This is a genomic window from Pseudoclavibacter sp. Z016, from assembly GCF_002931215.1.
In the GTDB taxonomy this organism is placed as follows: Bacteria; Actinomycetota; Actinomycetes; order Actinomycetales; family Microbacteriaceae; genus Pseudoclavibacter.
In genome coordinates, this window is the sequence record NZ_PSTU01000011.1 from 121,650 (window position 1) to 137,690 (window position 16,041).

The window sequence follows — 16,041 nt, forward strand, 5'->3', positions numbered from 1 at the left end:
GGACCTGACCTCCGAACCCCCGAGTATGGGAGGCTGAGCGCGTGGACGGATCAGTGGTGTTGCTCGTGATCATGGCGCTTGTGCTCATCGTCGCCGTCGTCGGGTGGGTCGCGCGACGAGGGGTGAGCCGCTTCGACGGCGAAGGCGAGCCCGAGCCCGAGCAGTCCGAGATCGACCTCGAGCTCCTGCCCGAGGACGTGCTGCCCGGCCGCCGCGCGACGATCGTGCTCTTCACCGCCCCCGACAGCGCGGAGTGCGCCGCCACGAGGTGGATGCTGCAGGACGTCGCGGCGACCTCGGCGGGGGTTGTGCTCGCGGAAGTCGACACGAGCATCCGGCCCGAACTCGTGCTGCCCTACGACATCGTGGTGACCCCCACGGTGCTGCTCCTCGACGCCGACGGGAACCGCGCCGGTCGCTTCGACGGGTCCCCGCTGCGTGAGTCGGTCGAGGCGCAGCTCATCGAGCTCAGCGTGCGCTGACGGCGGTCTTGGTGGCAACCCGCGCCGGCACCTCGGCCGTCAGGTGTTGAACGGCCAGAAGTCGAAGCTCGCCGAATGCGCGAGCGCGTCTCTGAGCAGGAAGAAGCCGACGATGGCGATGATCCAGGCTGTGTTCTCCGCGGCGTTGCGGCTCAGCCAGTCGGCGAGCCGACGCAGGCGCGGCTCGACCGCGCGTCGAGCGGCGACGCGGCCGAGGAGCAGCAGCAGCGCCGGCGCGACCATGACCACGCAGTAGGCGGCGAGGAGCGGAGCCGAACCGGCGATGCCGAGCCCCGAGCCCGTGAGGAGGCCGACCGCCGCCAGGTACGGGATCATCGTCGCGAGCTCGATGAGCCCCGCCGCCAGCGCGAGCGCGATGACGGTCACGGGTGGGCCATCTCCGAGGGCGCGGTCGCGCCAGCGGGCGAGCCTGCCCTTGGCGGGATTCACCGGCTCCCCGGGGCGTGCCGGCAGCGCGCTCCCGTCCTGAGCGGCCCCGGCCCCGGCCCCGGCCGCGACCCGGTCCCGCTTCTTGGTCGGCATGCAGATGCCCGCAACAAGGAGGCCGCCGCCGACCACCAGCTGAACGGCGTAGGCCGCAGGGGTCTCGAGCACGGCAGCCGCGTTCTCCAGGAAGGCGGAGGCGCCGGCCGTGAGGGCGAGCCCGACGAGGAAGTAGAAGCCGGCGATCGTCCCCAGGTAGGTGAGGATGCGTCCGAAGCGGACGCGGCCGGTCGCGAGCAGGAAGAAGATCGGGATGAGGAGCGTGCCCGCGCTCAGGCTGTCGACGAGCGCGAGACCGAGGAGCGAGAGCAGGAGTTCAGTGGACATGCCGCAACCCTCCTGCGCGCCGGCTCCCGGCCGCATCCGCTGAAAGATGCCAGCCGCGGTGCTCGCGTACATCGTTCGGGTGACCGCGCGCTGGCGTCCGTGTGCTGGGATGGTGCCATGACCGAACCGCAGAGCGCCGTCGCGCCGGGAACCCGGCACCCGCGCGCCGGCTGGCGGCCCGACGAGGACGCGACGACCACGATCTTCGCGATCGCGGCTGCCGTCCTGCTGGCGCTCTTCGACTCGCCCCAGCACATCGCGCTGAGCCTCGGTGCGGTTGCGCTCGGCGGGCTGGCGCTCACTCAGAAGCGGCGCTTCCCCGTGCTGGTGCTGCTCATCTGCGTGACCATTTCGGTGTCCGCCTTCGTGCTCGTCGGCGTCATCGGCGGGGCCGTTCTGGTGCTGGATGCCCTCTATATCGTCGGCCGGTACAGCCCGCCGGCGGCGCTGCGAGCGGTGCAGGTGCTCGTCGCGGTGGCCGTGGTGGCGGCTTTCGCCGTGCCCGTGCTGCTTGGCGAGGCGCTGCGGCAGGGCGTGTTCTTCGGACTGCAGGCCCTCGCGATCTTCGGCACGCCGCTCTGGTGGGCGAGTTCGGTGCGTCAGAGCGCGGAACTCGCGCGAGTGCAGGAAGCGCGCGCGGACGACGCCGAGCGTCTGCTCGTGCTGGAGCGGGAGGAGGCGGTGCGCGACGAGCGGGAGCGCATGGCCCGCGACCTCCATGACGTTGTGGCGGCCAACCTCTCGGCGATCGCCATCACCTCGGAGGCGGCCCTCGCGGGGTCCGGGGTTCGAGGCCGGGAGGCGGGGGCGCTGCAGGCGATCCGCGACTCGGCCCTCGACGGGCTCGACGAGATGCGGTCGATGATCCTCATCCTCCGAAGCGGTGCCGGCGACGGGGAGGTCGCGGCGCCGCCGAGGCTGGCTCAGGTCGCGGAGCTCGTGGCCTCGGCGGAGTCGGTCGAGGCGAGGATCGTCGGGGAGGTGCCGAGTGCATCTGCCGCCACCGAGCAGGCCCTCGCCCGTGTGGTGGCCGAGGCCGTCTCGAACGCCGGGCGGCACTCGCCGGGTGCGGTCGTCGAGGTGCGCTTCGAGGAGCGGGCGGACTGGCTCTCCGTCGTCGTGACCTCGACGGGCGGCACCCGGATGGAGGCAGCGCCGGGCACCGGCAACGGGCTTGGTCTCATCCGCGAGCGGGCGGAGCGCCTCGGCGGCCACCTCGAAGCTGGGCCGACGGCAGAGGGCGCTGGGTGGCGAGTCGCAGCGACGGTGCCGCGCACCTCGGGCTCGAGGGCGCAGACCACTGAACGACCCGAGGGGAGCGCATCGTGACCGAGGAGATCGACGGCCCCATCCGTGTGCTCGTCGCCGACGACCACGCCGCGATCCGGGCCGGGCTGCGGCTGCTGCTCGAGGCCCACGGCGTCGAGGTCGTGGGCGAGGCCGGCGACGGGGCCGCGGCGATCAGGAACGCGCGCGCCCTGCGACCCGACGTCGTGCTCATGGACGTCCGCATGCCGGGGACCGACGGCATCGAGGCCACGCGAGCCATCGTCGCCGACTCGCTCGCGCAGGTGCTGGTGCTCACCACCTTCGACCTCGACGAGTACGTGTTCGGCGCCGTGCGGGCAGGGGCCGCCGGGTTCCTGCTGAAGACGACGTCGGGGCCGGCCCTCCAGGCCGCAGTCGAGGCGGTGGCTCGGGGCGAGGGAGCCCTGTCGCCGGAGGTGACACGGCGTCTCCTCGATCGCTTCGCGCAGACGGGTGACGGCGCTCCGACGCCGACTCCGGAGGTGCCCGGACTCGCCGAGCTCACGGCGCGAGAGCGGGAGGTGCTCTCCGCACTGGGCGAGGGGCTGTCGAACTCCGGCATCGGCCAGCGGATGCACATCAGCGCCTCCACGGCGAAGACCCATGTCTCGCGGGTGCTCGCGAAGCTCGGCGTCGTGTCCAGGATGGAGGCCGCCGTGCTCGCGCGTCGGGCCGGGCTCAGCGACTGACGCGCGCCCGCATCCGCGAGACGCGGCTCACCCGGCGACGTCGAAGGACTGCTCCGTCTTGCCATTCGAGAAGGACTCCTGCTCGACGCGCGGAGCCCTCGCGGTGCGCGCGGCGCCCGGCTAGGGTTTTTCCGTGACGACTGAACGGGTGCGGTGGGGAATTCTCGGGGCTGGCAACATCGCGAGGACCTTCGTGGGCGACCTCGTGGCGCAGGGCCTTGAGGTGGCGGCAGTCGCCTCTCGGGAGGCGACGCGCGCCGCCGAGTTCGCCGCCGAGCTGTCGATTCCGACCTCCTACGGCAGTTATGAGGCCCTGGTCGCCGACCCGGGCGTCGACGTCATCTACATCGCGACGCCGCAGGCGTTCCACGCCGAGCAGGCGCTGCTCGCGATCGACGGCGGGAAGCCGGTGCTCGTGGAGAAGTCGTTCACGAACGACGCCCCCGAAGCCGAGCGGGTTGTCGCGGCGGCCCGCGCCAAGGGGGTGTTCGTGATGGAGGCCATGTGGACGCGCTTCCTGCCGACGGCCGACGCGATCGGCGACGTCCTCGAGCGCGGCTCGATCGGCGAGCTCGTGAGCGTCTCGAGCTCGCACTTCCAGAACCTCGACGTGGCTCCGACGAGCCGCCACGGGAACCCACAGCTCGGCGGCGGCGTCATGGCCGACCTCGGCGTCTACGGCATCTCGTTCGCCTCGAGGTACCTCGGCGAGCCCACCTCGATGCTCGTCGACGGCGAGGCCTCGGAGCTCGGGGTCGACCTCTCGGCCTCCGTGCTCCTGCGTCATGGTGCCGGCCGCACCTCGGCGACCCTCACGCGCATGGATGCGCCCGGCTCGAACCGCGCGGCCATCGTCGGCTCGGACGGCTGGATCGACATCGACTCGGTCTTCTACGCGTCGACCTCGTTCACGGTCTACGACGGCGGCCGAGGGCAGCGCGAGGTCCTCCGCTTCGACAAGCCGCAGCACGTGGGTCGCGGCATGCAGTTCCAGGCGCTCGAGGTCGAACGGTGCCTCAGCGCCGGCGAGCTCGAGAGCCCGCGCATGCCGCTCGACGAGTCGATCGCCATCATGAGAACGCTCGACGAGGTGCGGGCGCGCATCGCGGCCGCTCGTTCCAGCTCGGTCTCGCGCTAGGAGCTCGACCAGACCCCGAGCTCGTTGCCCGCAGGGTCGGTGAAGTGGAAGCGGCGGCCACCGGGGAACTCGTAGGGCCCGCTCACGACCTCGCCGCCGGCCGCGCGCACCTGCGCGACGCTCGCCTCGAGGTCGTCGGAGTAGAGCAGCACGAGCGCCCCGCCTGGCGTGACCTGGGGGTCGAGTCGGAAGCCGCCCACCTCGTCGGTCGCGTCACCGCCGGGTCGCCGGATGCCGACGTAGTTGGGGCCGGGGCCGTAGTCGTTGAAGCTCCACCCGAAGGCATCGCCGTAGAACTGCTTGGCCACGGCGAGGTCGGTGACTCCGAACTCGAGGTAGTCGATGGAATGGTGGGCGCGGGCTGCTGGTTCCGTCATGCCAACCAGTCTGCCCGCAGCCACCGACATTTCACCGTCGCCTGGCAGGAGATCAGCTTGCCGCGTCGAGCTCCGCGAGCACCTCGCCGGCTGCGATCGGGCTCCCCGCCTCGGCGCGCTGGCGGAGGACGCCAGCGGCCGTGACCTGCACGGGCGTCTCCATCTTCATGGCCTCGACGACGGCGACGGCGGTCCCCGCCTCGACCTCGGCGCCGTCCTCCACGAGCCAGCGCAGGAGCGTGCCCGCCATGGGGGCCGTGACCGACGAGCCGGACTCGCTGCCAGCATCCGCTGCCCCTGCAGAACCTGCCGCACCGGCAGGCGACGCCGCGGCAGCCGAGCCGCCAGCGGCGAAGAGCGTCGCAGGGAGCCGGAGGGCGACGCGACGGCCGTCGAGCTCGACCCACGTCGAGACCACGGAGGGGTCGCTCGGCTCGACGGCGAGCGCCTGCTCGGGGACCCGCTCGGCGAAGGTCGTCTCGATCCACTGCGTGTGCACGCCGAAGCCGGGGACGCCGTCGGCACTCTCGCCGCCGATGAAGTCCGGGTCCTCGAGCACCGCACGGTGGAAGGGCAGCACCGTCGGCACGCCTTCGACCCCGAACTCGGCGAGGGCGCGGCGCGCGCGGCGCAGCGCCTCCTCGCGGGTCGCGCCGGTGACGATGAGCTTCGCGAGCATGGAGTCGAACTGGCCGGAGACCACGGAGCCGGTCTCGACCCCCGAGTCGACGCGAACGCCCGGTCCGGACGGTGCGCGGAACAGCGAGATGGTGCCCGGCCCCGGGAGGAAGCCGCGCGCCGGATCCTCGGCGTTGATGCGGAACTCGAGCGAGTGCCCGCGGGGCGTGAACTCGGCTGCGTCGAGCGCGAGCCCGTCGGCGATGCGGAGCTGCTGGACGACGAGGTCGACACCAGCGGTCTCCTCGGTGACGGGGTGCTCGACCTGCAGGCGCGTGTTGACTTCGAGGAACGAGATGACGCCGTTCGCGTCGAGGAGGAACTCGACGGTGCCAGCGCTGCGGTAGCCGGCGGCCGCGCAGATGTCGCGGGCAGAGGTGTGGATGCGCTCCCGCTGCTCCGCGGTCAGGAAGGGGGCAGGTGCCTCCTCGACGAGCTTCTGGTTGCGGCGCTGCAGCGAGCAGTCGCGGGTGCCGACGACGACGACGTTGCCGTGCTCGTCGGCGAGCACCTGCGCCTCGATGTGGCGCGGCGACTCGAGGAACTGCTCGACGAAGCACTCGCCCCGGCCGAAGGCGGCGACGGCTTCTCGCCCGGCGGCGGCGAAGAGCTCCTCGACTTCGTCGAGGCGGCGCGCGACGCGGAGGCCGCGGCCACCGCCCCCGAACGCGGCCTTGATCGCGATGGGGAGGCCGTGCTCCTCCGCGAAGGCGCTCGCCTCTGCGGGGGAGTCGACGGGGCCGCTGGTTCCGGCGACGAGCGGCGCGCCGACCTGCTCGGCGAGGCGGCGGGCCGAGATCTTGTCGCCGAGCAGCTCGATCGCCTCGGGTGACGGGCCGATCCAGACGAGCCCCGCCCCCTCGACGGCGCGCGCGAACTCGGCGTTCTCGGAGAGGAAGCCGTAGCCCGGGTGCACGGCGTCGGCGCCCGTCGCGTTGGCCGCAGCGAGGAGCTTGTCGGCGTCGAGGTAGGTCTCTTTCGACGTCGCGCCCTCGAGCGGCACGGCCTCGTCGGCGAGGCGCACGTGGAGCGCATCGGCGTCGCCGTCGGCGTACACGGCGACGGAGGCGACCCCGTAGTCGGCGCAGGCGCGGGCGACGCGCACGGCGATCTCGCCGCGGTTCGCGATGAGGACCTTGGTGATGCGGGTCATCGGAGTTCTCCTGGAGTCTGGGTGCGTGGTGTGTGGGTGCGTGGTGCCACGATGCGGAATCGCACGGCGGCGCCGACGGGCAGCTGGCCCGCGAGGGGCAGGTCGTCGGTGATGACGGCCCCGAGCACGGGGTAGCCGCCAGTGAGGGGGTGGTCAGCGAGGAAGAGCACCGGCTGCCCGTTCGGGGGCATCTGGATCGCGCCGCTGACGCAGCCCTCGCTGGGCAGCTCGCCGCTCTTCGCTCGAGTGAGGGCGTCGCCGTCGAGTCGCACGCCGACCCGGTTCGATTGTGGCGTCACGTGCCAGTCCTGGCTCGTGAAACGCTCGATCTCCTCGGCCGAGAACCAGTCGTCGCGGGGGCCGAGCACGATGCGCAGCTCGACGGTGTCACCGCCGGCCCGGGGAAGCTCCCGAGGCTGGGCATCCGCGACGGGGCTCGCAGCGACGAGGGTGGCGTGCGGCGCGAGGACGCCGAGCACGTCTCCGGCTTGCAGGGCGTCGGGGCCGAGCCCCGCGAGGAGGTCGGTCGCGAGGCTCTCGAGCACCGGGGGCGCGTCGAACCCGCCGCGCACCGCGAGGTAGCTGCGTACTCCGGCGGCAGGGGAGCCGAGCTGCAGCTCGTCTCCGTCGTCCAGCGCGAACGCCGCTCCGAACGGGGCGGTGCGGGGAACGGCGCCGGAGACGGTCAGGGGCACCTCGGCACCCGTCACAGCGACGACCTGCGGGCCGCGCGCCCGCAGCAGGAGCCCGCCGTAGGCGACCTCGAGGGTGGGGGCTGCCGCGGTGTTGCCGACGAGGCGGTTCGCCTGGCGGTGGGCTGGCGCATCCAGTGCCCCGGAGGCGGAGACGCCCATGCCGGCGTAGCCGTCGCGTCCGAGGTCCTGGAACAGGGTCTGCAGGCCGGGGGAGACCACCTCGAGGGCGGACCCGCGGTCGGCGTTGCCCCTGGGATGCTCGGGTTCTGCCTCCCGGGGCGCGTTCGCCCTGGCAGCGCTCAGGGTCGAGCGCGCCCGCTCGGTCGCGGCGGCGACGCTGAACGTGACGAGGTCTCCCGGCGCCATGAACGCGGCCGGGTCGCGGTCGAGGTCCCACATGGGCACCTCGGTGGTGCCGATGAGCTGCCACCCGCCGGGGCTCTCGCGCGGGTAGACGCCGCTGTACGTGCCTGCCAGTGCGACGGAGCCCGCGGGGATGCGCGTGCGGGGCGTCGACCGGCGCGGCACGTCGAGCACGGGGTCGTCGCCCGTCAGGTACGCGAAGCCGGGCGCGAAGCCCACGAACCCGACCGTGAAGGTCGAGCTCGTGTGGCGGCGCACGACCTCGTCGGCGGAGATGCCGAGGAGCTCGGCGACCTCCGCGAGGTCCTCACCGTCGTACCGCGTCGGGATCTCGAGGCGCCTCGGCTCTCCCGTGCGCACGCCGCTGAGGTCGGCTGCCGCCGCGGCGGCCTCGATCTCCTCGGCGGTGACCCGGGCTGGCCGGAACGGGACGAGCAGGGTGCGCGCACCCGGCACCATCTCGCCGACACCGGGGATGCGCAGTGCGGTCAGGGCGTCGAAGAGCGCGATCGTCTCGTCGAGGCTGCTGCACTCGATGAGGACCGCATCGTCGCGGGCGGTGAGGACTTTCATGGGGTCAGGCCAGCTTTGCGGCGGCTGCCGGCGCGGCGGCGAACGGACGCAGCTCGACGCCGGCCTCCGTGAGCGCGAGCCGCACCTGCTTCGCCATGTCGGTGGCCCCAGGGCTGTCGCCGTGCACGCAGATCGAGTCGGCCCGCAGCTCGAGCGTGCTGCCGTCGATCGCCTCCAGGAGGCCCTCGGTCGCGAGGCGCACCATGCGCTTCGCGACCTCGTCGACGTCGTGCAGCACGGCGCCGGGCTCCCGGCGGGAGACGAGCGTGCCCTGCGGCGTGTAGGCGCGGTCGGCGAACGCCTCGATCGCGGTGGGGATGCCCGCCTCGGTGGCGAGGCGGAGCACGGCCGAGCCCGGCATGCCGAGGAGCACGAGGCTCGGGTCGACGAGGCGAACGGCCTCGACGACGTCCGCCGCCTGCCGCTCGTCGTGCACGATCGTGTTGTAGAGGGCGCCGTGCGGCTTGACGTAGCGCACGCTGGTCCCCTCGGCGGCGGCGAGTGCCTGCAGGGCGCCGATCTGGTAGACCACATCGGCCACGAGGTCGTCGGAGGCGACGTCGATGTTGCGGCGCCCGAAGCCGGCCAGGTCGCGGTAGCCGACGTGCGCGCCGATCGCGACCCCCGCATCCGCCGCCCCCTTGACGGTGGCTCGGATGGCGCGCGGGTCGCCGGCGTGGAAGCCGCAGGCGACGTTCGCGCTCGTGACGATGCCGAGCATCTCCTGGTCGTCGCCGAGGGTCCAGCGGCCGAAGCCCTCGCCGAGGTCGCTGTTGAGGTCGATGGAGCGTGCGTTCATGTGGTCAGCCTTTCGCTCGGGATACGGATCAGGTGTTGAGGAGGTCGAAGATCGGTCCGACCGCGTTGACGGCCATGTACCAGGTGATGAGCGTCGCGAGCGTGCCGATGATGAGCAGCCACTTCGGGTACTTCGCGCCGCCCAGCTTCGACGGGCGGAACCAGCCGATGTACATGAACAAGGTGAGGCCGATCGGCAGGATGAGGCCGTTGAAGCCGCCGACGAACACGAGGAGCGTCGCGGGCGGGGTGCCGATCGACAGGTAGATGGCCAGCGAGAAGAGGATGAAGCCCACGGTCCAGAAGTCGGCGGTGCGGCCGGCGATGCGCTTCGAGAAGACCGGCAGGAACGACACCGAGGTGTAGGCGGCGCCGATGATGCTCGTGAGGGCGGCGAGCCAGAAGATGGCGCCGAAGATGCGGAAGCCAGCCTCGCCGGCTGCTGCCTGGAAGGCGTCTGCTGCCGGGTTGAGGGTCGTGTCGAGCACGACGCCGCTCGCGACGACGCCGAGGATGGCGAGGAACAGCACGTAGCGCATGATGCCCGTGATGAGGATGCCGGTCACGGCCGCGCGGTTGACTTCCTTGATGTGCTCAGGTCCGGCGTTGCCGGAGTCGAGCAGCTTGTGCGCCCCCGAGTAGACGATGTACCCGCCGACGGTGCCGCCGACGATTGTCGTGATGGTCGCGAAGTTGATGGTGTCGGGGAGGACGGTCTGGCGGAGTGCGTCGCCGATGGGCGGCTGCGCGACGATGGCGACGATGACGGTGAGCAGGATCATCGCGACGCCGGCCACGATGACGACCCGGTCCATGACGATGCCGGCGCGCTTGATGAGGAAGATGGCGATCGCTATGGCGGCGCTGATGACGGCGCCGACCTTGACGTCGAGGCCGAGCAGCACGTTCAGGCCGAGCCCGGCGCCGCCGATGTTGCCGATGTTGAAGACCAGGCCGCCGATGACGATGAGTACGGCGAGCACGTAGCCGCTGCCGGGGAGGGCGTCGTTGGCAAGGGCACTCGCGCGCTTCCCGGAGAGCGTGATCATGCGCCAGATGTTGAGCTGGACGGCGAGGTCGATGAGCACCGAGATGAGGATGCCGAAGGCGAACGCGGCGCCGAGCTGCTGGGTGAAGGTCGCCGTCTGGGTGATGAAGCCGGGGCCAATGGCCGAGGTGGCCATGAGGAAGAGCGCGCCGACCAGCGAGGTGCGGCGTGCTTTGGCGTACTGCTTGAGCTTCTCGGGGGTGCTCGCCTCGTCGGCGGCGGAAGAGCCGGACGCTGGGGACGCCGGGGAAGCGGGAGGAGGTGTGGAGGTCATGACTCGTTCCAGTTCGGTAGGGGAGCAGCGAGTGATTGCGGCAACCCTACGGTTGTTCAACGCTGAGCAACAGATTGTTCAACGATAGACGCGTAAATGTCTTGTTACAAGATGTATCGGGGGTATTTCGTGGAATGGGTCGCCGCGGAGTGCCGCCGGTAGAGTGCGAAGCGTGAACGCAGCCGACGAGACCCTCGACAGGGCGGAACGGGCGGCCTCGAGCCTCCGCCAGATGATCGTCACGGGCGAGATCGTGCCAGGGCAGCGCCTCTCGGAAAGCGCCATGACCGAGCGACTCGACGTCTCGCGCAACACCCTCCGCGAGGCCTTCCGCATGCTCACGGCGGAGCGGCTGCTCACCCGGCGCCCCAACGCGGGCGTCTTCGTGGCCATCCCCTCGCTGGCCTCGATCCTCGACATCTACCGGGTCCGGCGAATGATCGAGGTGCAGGCCCTGCGCGCCGCCCCCGGGCGGCACCCGGCCGGGGTGCGGATGCGCGAGGCCGTCGAGCACGCCATCCGAGGGCGAGAGGCCGGCGACTGGGCGGCGGTCGGCACCGCCAATATGGCGTTCCACACGGCGATCGTCGCGCTCGCGGACAGCGAGCGCCTCGACCGCGTCTACGCGAACGTCTCGGCGGAGCTGCGGCTCGCGTTCGGCTTCCTCGAGGATCTCGAGTACCTGCACGCGCCCTACATCGAGCTCAACCAGCGCGTGCTTGAGCTCCACCTCGCCGGCGATACGGCCGGGGCGGCGGAGGCTCTCGACGAGTACCTCGTGCGCTCCGAGCGCACCGTGCTCGCCGCCTACGCGCGCATCGCCCCGGCGCCGACGCTCTGACCCGACGCCCTGACTCAACGCCCTGCCTCAACGCCCTGCCTCGACGCCCGACTCGTCGCCTCGAGTCGCACCCAACTCCAAGGAGCCCGCCGTGTCCCTCACCGCTCTGGTCGTCCGCCACGTCGTCTTCGAGGACCTCGGGCTGCTTCGTGACGTGCTCACGGAGCGCGGCTACGACATCCGCTACCTCGAGGCCGGGCAGGACGAGATCACTGCCGAGCTGCTCGTCGATGCCGACCTCGTCGTGGTGCTCGGCGGGCCGATCGGGGTGGGGGATGCGGAGCGCTACCCGTTCCTGACCCCCGAGATCGCCGCCATCAGGGCTCGCGTCGAAAGAGGCCGGCCCACGCTGGGGGTGTGCCTCGGGGCCCAGCTCATGGCGGCAGCCATGGGCGCGGCGGTCGCGCCGACGGGGCGCGTGGAGATCGGCTTCTCGCCGCTCACGCTGACCCCGGATGGGGCAGCTTCGGTGCTGGGCGGACTCGCCGACGTGCCGGTGCTGCACTGGCACGGCGACCAGTTCGAGATCCCCGTCGGAGCCGAGCGACTCGCCGAGACCCCCGGCTTCCCGAACCAGGCGTTCGCCGCGGGCCGGAACCTTCTCGGACTGCAGTTCCACCTCGAGGTCGACCCGCGGATGGTCGAGACCTGGCTCATCGCGAACGCCTACGAGCTGGCCATCCACGAGCTGGACCCGCGGGAGATCCGCGCGGATGCGCTCGCGCTCGCCCCACGCCTCACGGCCGCCGCGCGGACCGTCGTCGGTGGCTGGATCGACGCGCTCGATCCCGTCCAGGCCGGCGGGAACAAAGCCGGCGGGAACGACGCCAGCGGGAACTAGGCCGCGGAGCCCGTGCCCTCCCGCGCGCTCTCCGTCGAGCGAGGGTGGGGCATCCCGCGCGGCACGACGAGCGGCCCGCCCGTGATGGGGTCCTCGATGACGACGTTCGGCAGGCCGTAGATCTCCTCGACCCGTTCGCTCGTCACGACGTCGCGGGGTGTGCCGGAGGCGAGGATGCGCCCGTCGCGCATCGCGATGATGTGATCGGCGTAGCGCGCGGCGTGGTTGAGGTCGTGCAGCACGGCGACGATCGTGCGGCCCTGCCGGTTGAGGTGCGCGAAGAGCTCCATGAGCTCGACCTGGTGCGCGATGTCGAGGAACGTCGTCGGCTCGTCGAGCAGGAGGAGCTCGGTCTCCTGCGCGAGGACCATCGCGACCCAGACCCGCTGGCGCTGGCCGCCGGAGAGCTCGTCGACGCGTCTCGACGCCAACGGCAGGGTGCCCGTCGCGTCGAGGGCATCGCGGACCGCTCGCTCGTCGGACTCGGACCATTGGCGCAGGAGACGCTGGTGCGCGAACCTGCCGCGGCCGACGAGGTCGGCGACGGTGATGCCATCCGGGGCCAGGGCCGACTGCGGCAGCAGGCCGAGGCGGCGGGCGACGTCCTTCGCCCGCATGCTCGTGATGGCCTTCCCGTCCAGCACGACCCGGCCGGCGTCCGGCGCGAGCAGGCGGGACAGGCCGCGGAGCAGGGTGGACTTGCCGCACGCGTTCGGGCCGATGATGACGGTGAAGGAGCCGTCGGGGATATCGGCGCTCAGGTGCTCGATGATCGGTCTGCCGTCGTAGCCGAGGGTGATGTCCTCGGCGCTGAGGCGCGACGAGGCGGGGAGCGTGGCGCGCTCTCGGTGCGTGCGGGCGGTGGGTGGTGGCTGGTGCTCAGGCACGGCGGCGGATCTCCTGGACGATGGTGACGACGAGGTAGAGGCCGCCGACGGAGACCGTCACGACCCCAACCGGCAGTGTGACGGGAAGGACGTGCTGGGCGATGAGGTCGGAGGCGAGGAGGAGCAGGGCCCCGACCAGCGCTGCGAGCGGCAGCGACAGGTACGGGGTGCGCGCGATGCGGCGCGCGATCTGGGGAGCCGCCAGGGCGATGAAGGCGACGGGGCCGATGACGGCGGTCGAGATCGACACGAGGCCGACCGCGGCGAGCAGGACAAGCGCGCGGACGAGCTGCGGCCTGGCGCCGGTCGCGGCGGCCACGTCGTCACCGAGGTCGAGCTGACGCAGCTGCGGGGCGAGGAAGAGCAGCACGGCGAACAGCGGGATGCCGCAGGCGATCGCGCCGGCGAGGGGCGGCCCGGTCACGCCGTTGAGGGTGCCGGCGCCCCACGCGGAGGCGAACATGGCGGTCTCGAGCTCGACCTCGAGCAGCATCCACGTGTTCGCGGAGGCGAGCATGGCCGAGACGCCGATGCCGATCACGATGAGGCGGAACCCCTGCGCGCCACCGCGATGCGCGAACGCCCAGATCACGAGGGCGGTGAGGAGGCCGCCGATCACCGCACCGGCGGTCATGAGCGGCCAGGATGCGGAGAACACGACGACGCTCACGAGCATGCCCGTGAAGGCGCCGTTGGAGAGGCCGAGGATGTCGGGGCTGGCGAGCGGGTTCCTCGTGACCGTCTGGAAGAGGGCGCCGGCGACGGCGAGGAAGGCGCCGAGGGTGATGGCCGCGATGACCCGAGCGAGTCGCCACTCGTAGACGACGGTGCGGTCGAGTGCGTCGCCGCCGCCGAGCAGGGCGCGGACGACGGCATCGGGGCTGAGCGGATACGTGCCGAGCCCCAGGCCCAGGATTCCGAGGACCAGCACGGCCGCGGCCACGGCCGCACCGACGATGGCGCTGCGCAGGCGGACGGAGACGGCGATGGGGCCGGCCCCGAGGCGGAGCCGCCGGTAGCCGAGGTCGACGGGCTCGAGGCGGTCCTCGGTGGGGGTCGGGGTGCGGGTCGCTGTCACGAGAGGGTGCTCGCCTTCCGCTGTCTGGCGAGGGCGATCAGGATCGGGGCTCCGACGAACGCCGTGACGATCCCGACGGGGATCTCGGCGGGCGCGATGAGGACGCGGCCGAGCACGTCCGAGAGGAGCACGATGACGGGGGCGAGGACCACGGAGATGACGAGGATGACCCGCTGGTCGACGCCGAACAGCCACCGTGCGACGTGCGGCACCATGAGGCCGATGAACGAGATGGGGCCGGCCAGTGCGGTCGCGGTCCCCGCGAGCACGGTGACGGCGAGGATGACGCCGACTCGGATCGCGCCGACGTTGGCGCCCTGGGATCGGGCGACGTCCTCCCCGAGGGCGAGGGCGTTGAGGCCGGGGGCGAGCAGGAGGGCGCCGAGCACTGCGAGCGCGATGAAGGGGAGCACCGGCAGCAGGACGTCGAAGCCGCGGCCGAGCAGCGAGCCCGCGTTCCAGGACCGCATCCGCTCGAAGGCGTCCGGGTTGCTGAGGGTCATGCCGGTGGTCATCCCCGAGAACACGGCGCCGAGGGCCACCCCGGCCAGGGTGAGGCGGATGGGGTCGGCGGGGCCGCGGCCGGAGGAGCCGATGAGGTACACGGCGACGGTCACGATGAGGGCGCCGAGGAACCCCAGCCACACGAACGACGAGATGTCTCGCAGCCCGAGGAACGCCACTCCGATGGCGATCGCGAATGCGGCCCCGGCGTTGACGCCGAGGATGCCGGGGTCAGCGAGCGGGTTGCGGGTGAAGGCCTGGATGAGGGATCCGGCGACGCCGAGGGCGACGCCGACGACGATGCCCGTGACCGTGCGCGGCACCCGGAGCTCGGCGACGACGTAGCGCGCTTCGGAGGAGCCGCCGCCCCGCAGCACGTCGAGCACGACGTGCGGCGGGAGCGCGTTGGAGCCGAGCATGAGGGAGAGTGCCACTGCGGTCACGAGCAGGGCGAGGAGCACGAGGGCGCCGATGGTTGCGCGCGCTCGTGACCCCGCCCTGAGTCGAGCCGGGGTGCGATCGGTGTGGAGGAGCGTCACCGCTGGGTTTCGAGGAAGCGCTCGATGTCGTCGAGCACGAGCGCGCCGCCCTTGGGGCCGACGCCGGACACCCAGTAGCTGGTGTCGACGAGGGTCACCGAGGGGAACTCGGCGGCGTTCTGGGTGATCGCGGCGGGGACGGTCGATGCGTCGTCGACGTCGGCGGTCGTCACGAACACGTAGTCGGCCTTGGCGTCGAGGATGTTCTCGGGGGAGAGGTCGGCCTGGAGTCCGTCTTCCCATTCCTGCTCGGGGATGGTGAGGCCGGCGCATTCGAGCGCGCCGCCGGCGAACGAGGTCGGACCGTAGAGGCTGAGCGTCGTCTCGTCGCGGGGGCGGATGAGGTTGGCGGTCTTGCCGTCGACGCCCAACTCGGTCTTGATCTCCTCGCAGCGGTCGTTGAAGCCGGTCAGCAGCTCCTGTGCCTCGTCCTGCTGCCCGAGGGCTTCGCCGATGAGGAGGACGTTCTCCTGCCACGGGTCGGCCTGGCTCGCCATGAAGACGGTGGGGGCGATGGCTCCGAGCTGCTCGTAGAGCTTCGAGTGCCGCGACTCCGTGCCGAGGATCAGGTCGGGCTTGAGGGCGGCGATGGCCTCGAGGTCGGGCTCCGGCACCGTACCGACGGGCTCGACGCCGTCGACGCCCAGGTACTCGGGCACGCCGGCGACGTTGCTCGCGACTGCTGCCCCCACTGGGGTGACGCCGAGGGCCACGGCAGTGTCGAGCTCGACGGGTTCGAGGACGACGACGCGCTGGGGGTCGTTCGGGACCTCAGCCGTGCCTCGGGCGTGCTCGACGGAGCGGGTCCCGGATGCGCTGCCCTCCGCGTCTCCCGCGGTCGGGGCGTCCGCGGCTCCGGCCGAGCATCCGGCGAGCAGCAGGCCCGTGAGGGCTGCGGAGGCGATGAGCGTTGCGGCTCTGCGTGTGGTGCGTGTGTGCATGGT

Annotated in this window: 16 protein-coding genes; 6 read left to right on the forward strand and 10 right to left on the reverse strand. The window is 71.9% G+C overall.

Translation table 11 applies throughout. From position 1 onward, the window contains the following. Window positions 1-41 precede the first annotated feature (41 nt). Window positions 42-482: a thioredoxin family protein gene (locus C5B99_RS06775; RefSeq protein ID WP_146080186.1), complete on the forward strand. Its 441-nt coding sequence runs from the start codon at window positions 42-44 to the stop codon at window positions 480-482. Window positions 483-521: 39 nt separating this feature from the next. Here C5B99_RS06775 and C5B99_RS06780 read toward each other — a convergent pair whose 3' ends face one another. Continuing rightward, window positions 522-1,313 carry a GAP family protein gene (locus tag C5B99_RS06780; protein ID WP_104241025.1) on the reverse strand — a complete coding sequence of 264 codons (792 nt, stop codon included), beginning with the start codon at window positions 1,311-1,313 and terminating at the stop codon, window positions 522-524. 117 nt (window positions 1,314-1,430) lie between these two features. Between C5B99_RS06780 and C5B99_RS06785 the strand changes: the two genes are divergently transcribed. From C5B99_RS06785 to C5B99_RS06795, 3 genes are all read left to right on the forward strand, one after another. Further along, window positions 1,431-2,642, forward strand: coding sequence for a sensor histidine kinase (locus C5B99_RS06785; RefSeq protein WP_104241026.1), 1,212 nt, complete (start codon window positions 1,431-1,433; stop codon window positions 2,640-2,642). After that, window positions 2,639-3,310: a response regulator transcription factor gene (locus C5B99_RS06790; RefSeq protein WP_258063099.1), complete on the forward strand. Its 672-nt coding sequence runs from the start codon at window positions 2,639-2,641 to the stop codon at window positions 3,308-3,310. The genes C5B99_RS06785 and C5B99_RS06790 overlap by 4 nt, the downstream gene beginning before the upstream one ends. A 133-nt stretch (window positions 3,311-3,443) precedes the next feature. Continuing rightward, window positions 3,444-4,448, forward strand: coding sequence for a Gfo/Idh/MocA family protein (locus tag C5B99_RS06795; protein WP_104241027.1), 1,005 nt, complete (start codon window positions 3,444-3,446; stop codon window positions 4,446-4,448). On the opposite strand, the gene C5B99_RS06800 is transcribed toward C5B99_RS06795, so the two are convergent. From C5B99_RS06800 to C5B99_RS06820, 5 genes are read right to left on the reverse strand one after another with little or no spacing between them, the layout of a single operon-like run. Continuing rightward, entirely contained in the window at window positions 4,445-4,825 is a 381-nt protein-coding gene (locus C5B99_RS06800) for a VOC family protein (RefSeq protein WP_104241028.1), read from the reverse strand. The genes C5B99_RS06795 and C5B99_RS06800 overlap by 4 nt on opposite strands. Before the next feature lie 52 nt (window positions 4,826-4,877). Then, a complete protein-coding gene (locus C5B99_RS06805; RefSeq protein WP_258063100.1) occupies window positions 4,878-6,656 on the reverse strand; it encodes a biotin carboxylase N-terminal domain-containing protein in 1,779 nt (592 codons plus the stop codon). Beyond that, entirely contained in the window at window positions 6,653-8,287 is a 1,635-nt protein-coding gene (locus C5B99_RS06810) for a 5-oxoprolinase/urea amidolyase family protein (protein ID WP_104241029.1), read from the reverse strand. Before C5B99_RS06810 ends, C5B99_RS06805 begins: the two co-directional genes overlap by 4 nt. A 4-nt stretch (window positions 8,288-8,291) precedes the next feature. Continuing rightward, window positions 8,292-9,086 (reverse strand): LamB/YcsF family protein, encoded by a 795-nt coding sequence (locus C5B99_RS06815; protein WP_104241030.1) that lies wholly within the window; start codon window positions 9,084-9,086, stop codon window positions 8,292-8,294. 28 nt (window positions 9,087-9,114) lie between these two features. Further along, a complete protein-coding gene (locus C5B99_RS06820) occupies window positions 9,115-10,407 on the reverse strand; it encodes an NRAMP family divalent metal transporter (RefSeq protein WP_104241031.1) in 1,293 nt (430 codons plus the stop codon). Window positions 10,408-10,579: 172 nt separating this feature from the next. Here C5B99_RS06820 and C5B99_RS06825 point away from each other — a divergent pair, with 172 nt between their 5' ends. Together C5B99_RS06825 and C5B99_RS06830 are read left to right on the forward strand one after the other, a co-directional pair. Further along, window positions 10,580-11,248: a GntR family transcriptional regulator gene (locus C5B99_RS06825; protein ID WP_258063101.1), complete on the forward strand. Its 669-nt coding sequence runs from the start codon at window positions 10,580-10,582 to the stop codon at window positions 11,246-11,248. Window positions 11,249-11,339: 91 nt separating this feature from the next. After that, window positions 11,340-12,089, forward strand: coding sequence for a glutamine amidotransferase (locus C5B99_RS06830; RefSeq protein ID WP_104241032.1), 750 nt, complete (start codon window positions 11,340-11,342; stop codon window positions 12,087-12,089). Here C5B99_RS06830 and C5B99_RS06835 read toward each other — a convergent pair. Genes C5B99_RS06835 through C5B99_RS06850 form a run of 4 tightly spaced genes read right to left on the reverse strand, consistent with a single transcriptional unit; the run spans window position 12,086 to window position 16,038 of the window. Continuing rightward, window positions 12,086-12,976 carry an ABC transporter ATP-binding protein gene (locus C5B99_RS06835; protein ID WP_104241033.1) on the reverse strand — a complete coding sequence of 297 codons (891 nt, stop codon included), beginning with the start codon at window positions 12,974-12,976 and terminating at the stop codon, window positions 12,086-12,088. The two genes, C5B99_RS06830 and C5B99_RS06835, sit on opposite strands and share 4 nt — an antisense overlap. After that, a complete protein-coding gene (locus tag C5B99_RS06840) occupies window positions 12,969-14,054 on the reverse strand; it encodes an iron chelate uptake ABC transporter family permease subunit (RefSeq protein WP_104241034.1) in 1,086 nt (361 codons plus the stop codon). Before C5B99_RS06840 ends, C5B99_RS06835 begins: the two co-directional genes overlap by 8 nt. After that, on the reverse strand, window positions 14,051-15,097 hold the full coding sequence (locus C5B99_RS06845; protein WP_104241035.1) for an iron ABC transporter permease: 1,047 nt from the start codon (window positions 15,095-15,097) through the stop codon (window positions 14,051-14,053). The genes C5B99_RS06840 and C5B99_RS06845 overlap by 4 nt, the downstream gene beginning before the upstream one ends. After that, window positions 15,094-16,038: an ABC transporter substrate-binding protein gene (locus C5B99_RS06850; protein WP_104241036.1), complete on the reverse strand. Its 945-nt coding sequence runs from the start codon at window positions 16,036-16,038 to the stop codon at window positions 15,094-15,096. The genes C5B99_RS06845 and C5B99_RS06850 overlap by 4 nt, the downstream gene beginning before the upstream one ends. Window positions 16,039-16,041: the final 3 nt, after the last annotated feature.

Excerpts from the sequence above, each read along its gene's own strand:
- C5B99_RS06805 (WP_258063100.1), bottom strand. The coding sequence starts at position 6,656 with ATGACCCGCATCACCAAGGTCCTCATCGCGAACCGCGGCGAGATCGCC.
- C5B99_RS06810 (WP_104241029.1), bottom strand. The coding sequence starts at position 8,287 with ATGAAAGTCCTCACCGCCCGCGACGATGCGGTCCTCATCGAGTGCAGC.
- C5B99_RS06785 (WP_104241026.1), top strand. The coding sequence starts at position 1,431 with ATGACCGAACCGCAGAGCGCCGTCGCGCCGGGAACCCGGCACCCGCGC.
- C5B99_RS06780 (WP_104241025.1), bottom strand. The coding sequence starts at position 1,313 with ATGTCCACTGAACTCCTGCTCTCGCTCCTCGGTCTCGCGCTCGTCGAC.
- C5B99_RS06820 (WP_104241031.1), bottom strand. The coding sequence starts at position 10,407 with ATGACCTCCACACCTCCTCCCGCTTCCCCGGCGTCCCCAGCGTCCGGC.
- C5B99_RS06850 (WP_104241036.1), bottom strand. The coding sequence starts at position 16,038 with ATGCACACACGCACCACACGCAGAGCCGCAACGCTCATCGCCTCCGCA.
- C5B99_RS06800 (WP_104241028.1), bottom strand. The coding sequence starts at position 4,825 with ATGACGGAACCAGCAGCCCGCGCCCACCATTCCATCGACTACCTCGAG.
- C5B99_RS06815 (WP_104241030.1), bottom strand. The coding sequence starts at position 9,086 with ATGAACGCACGCTCCATCGACCTCAACAGCGACCTCGGCGAGGGCTTC.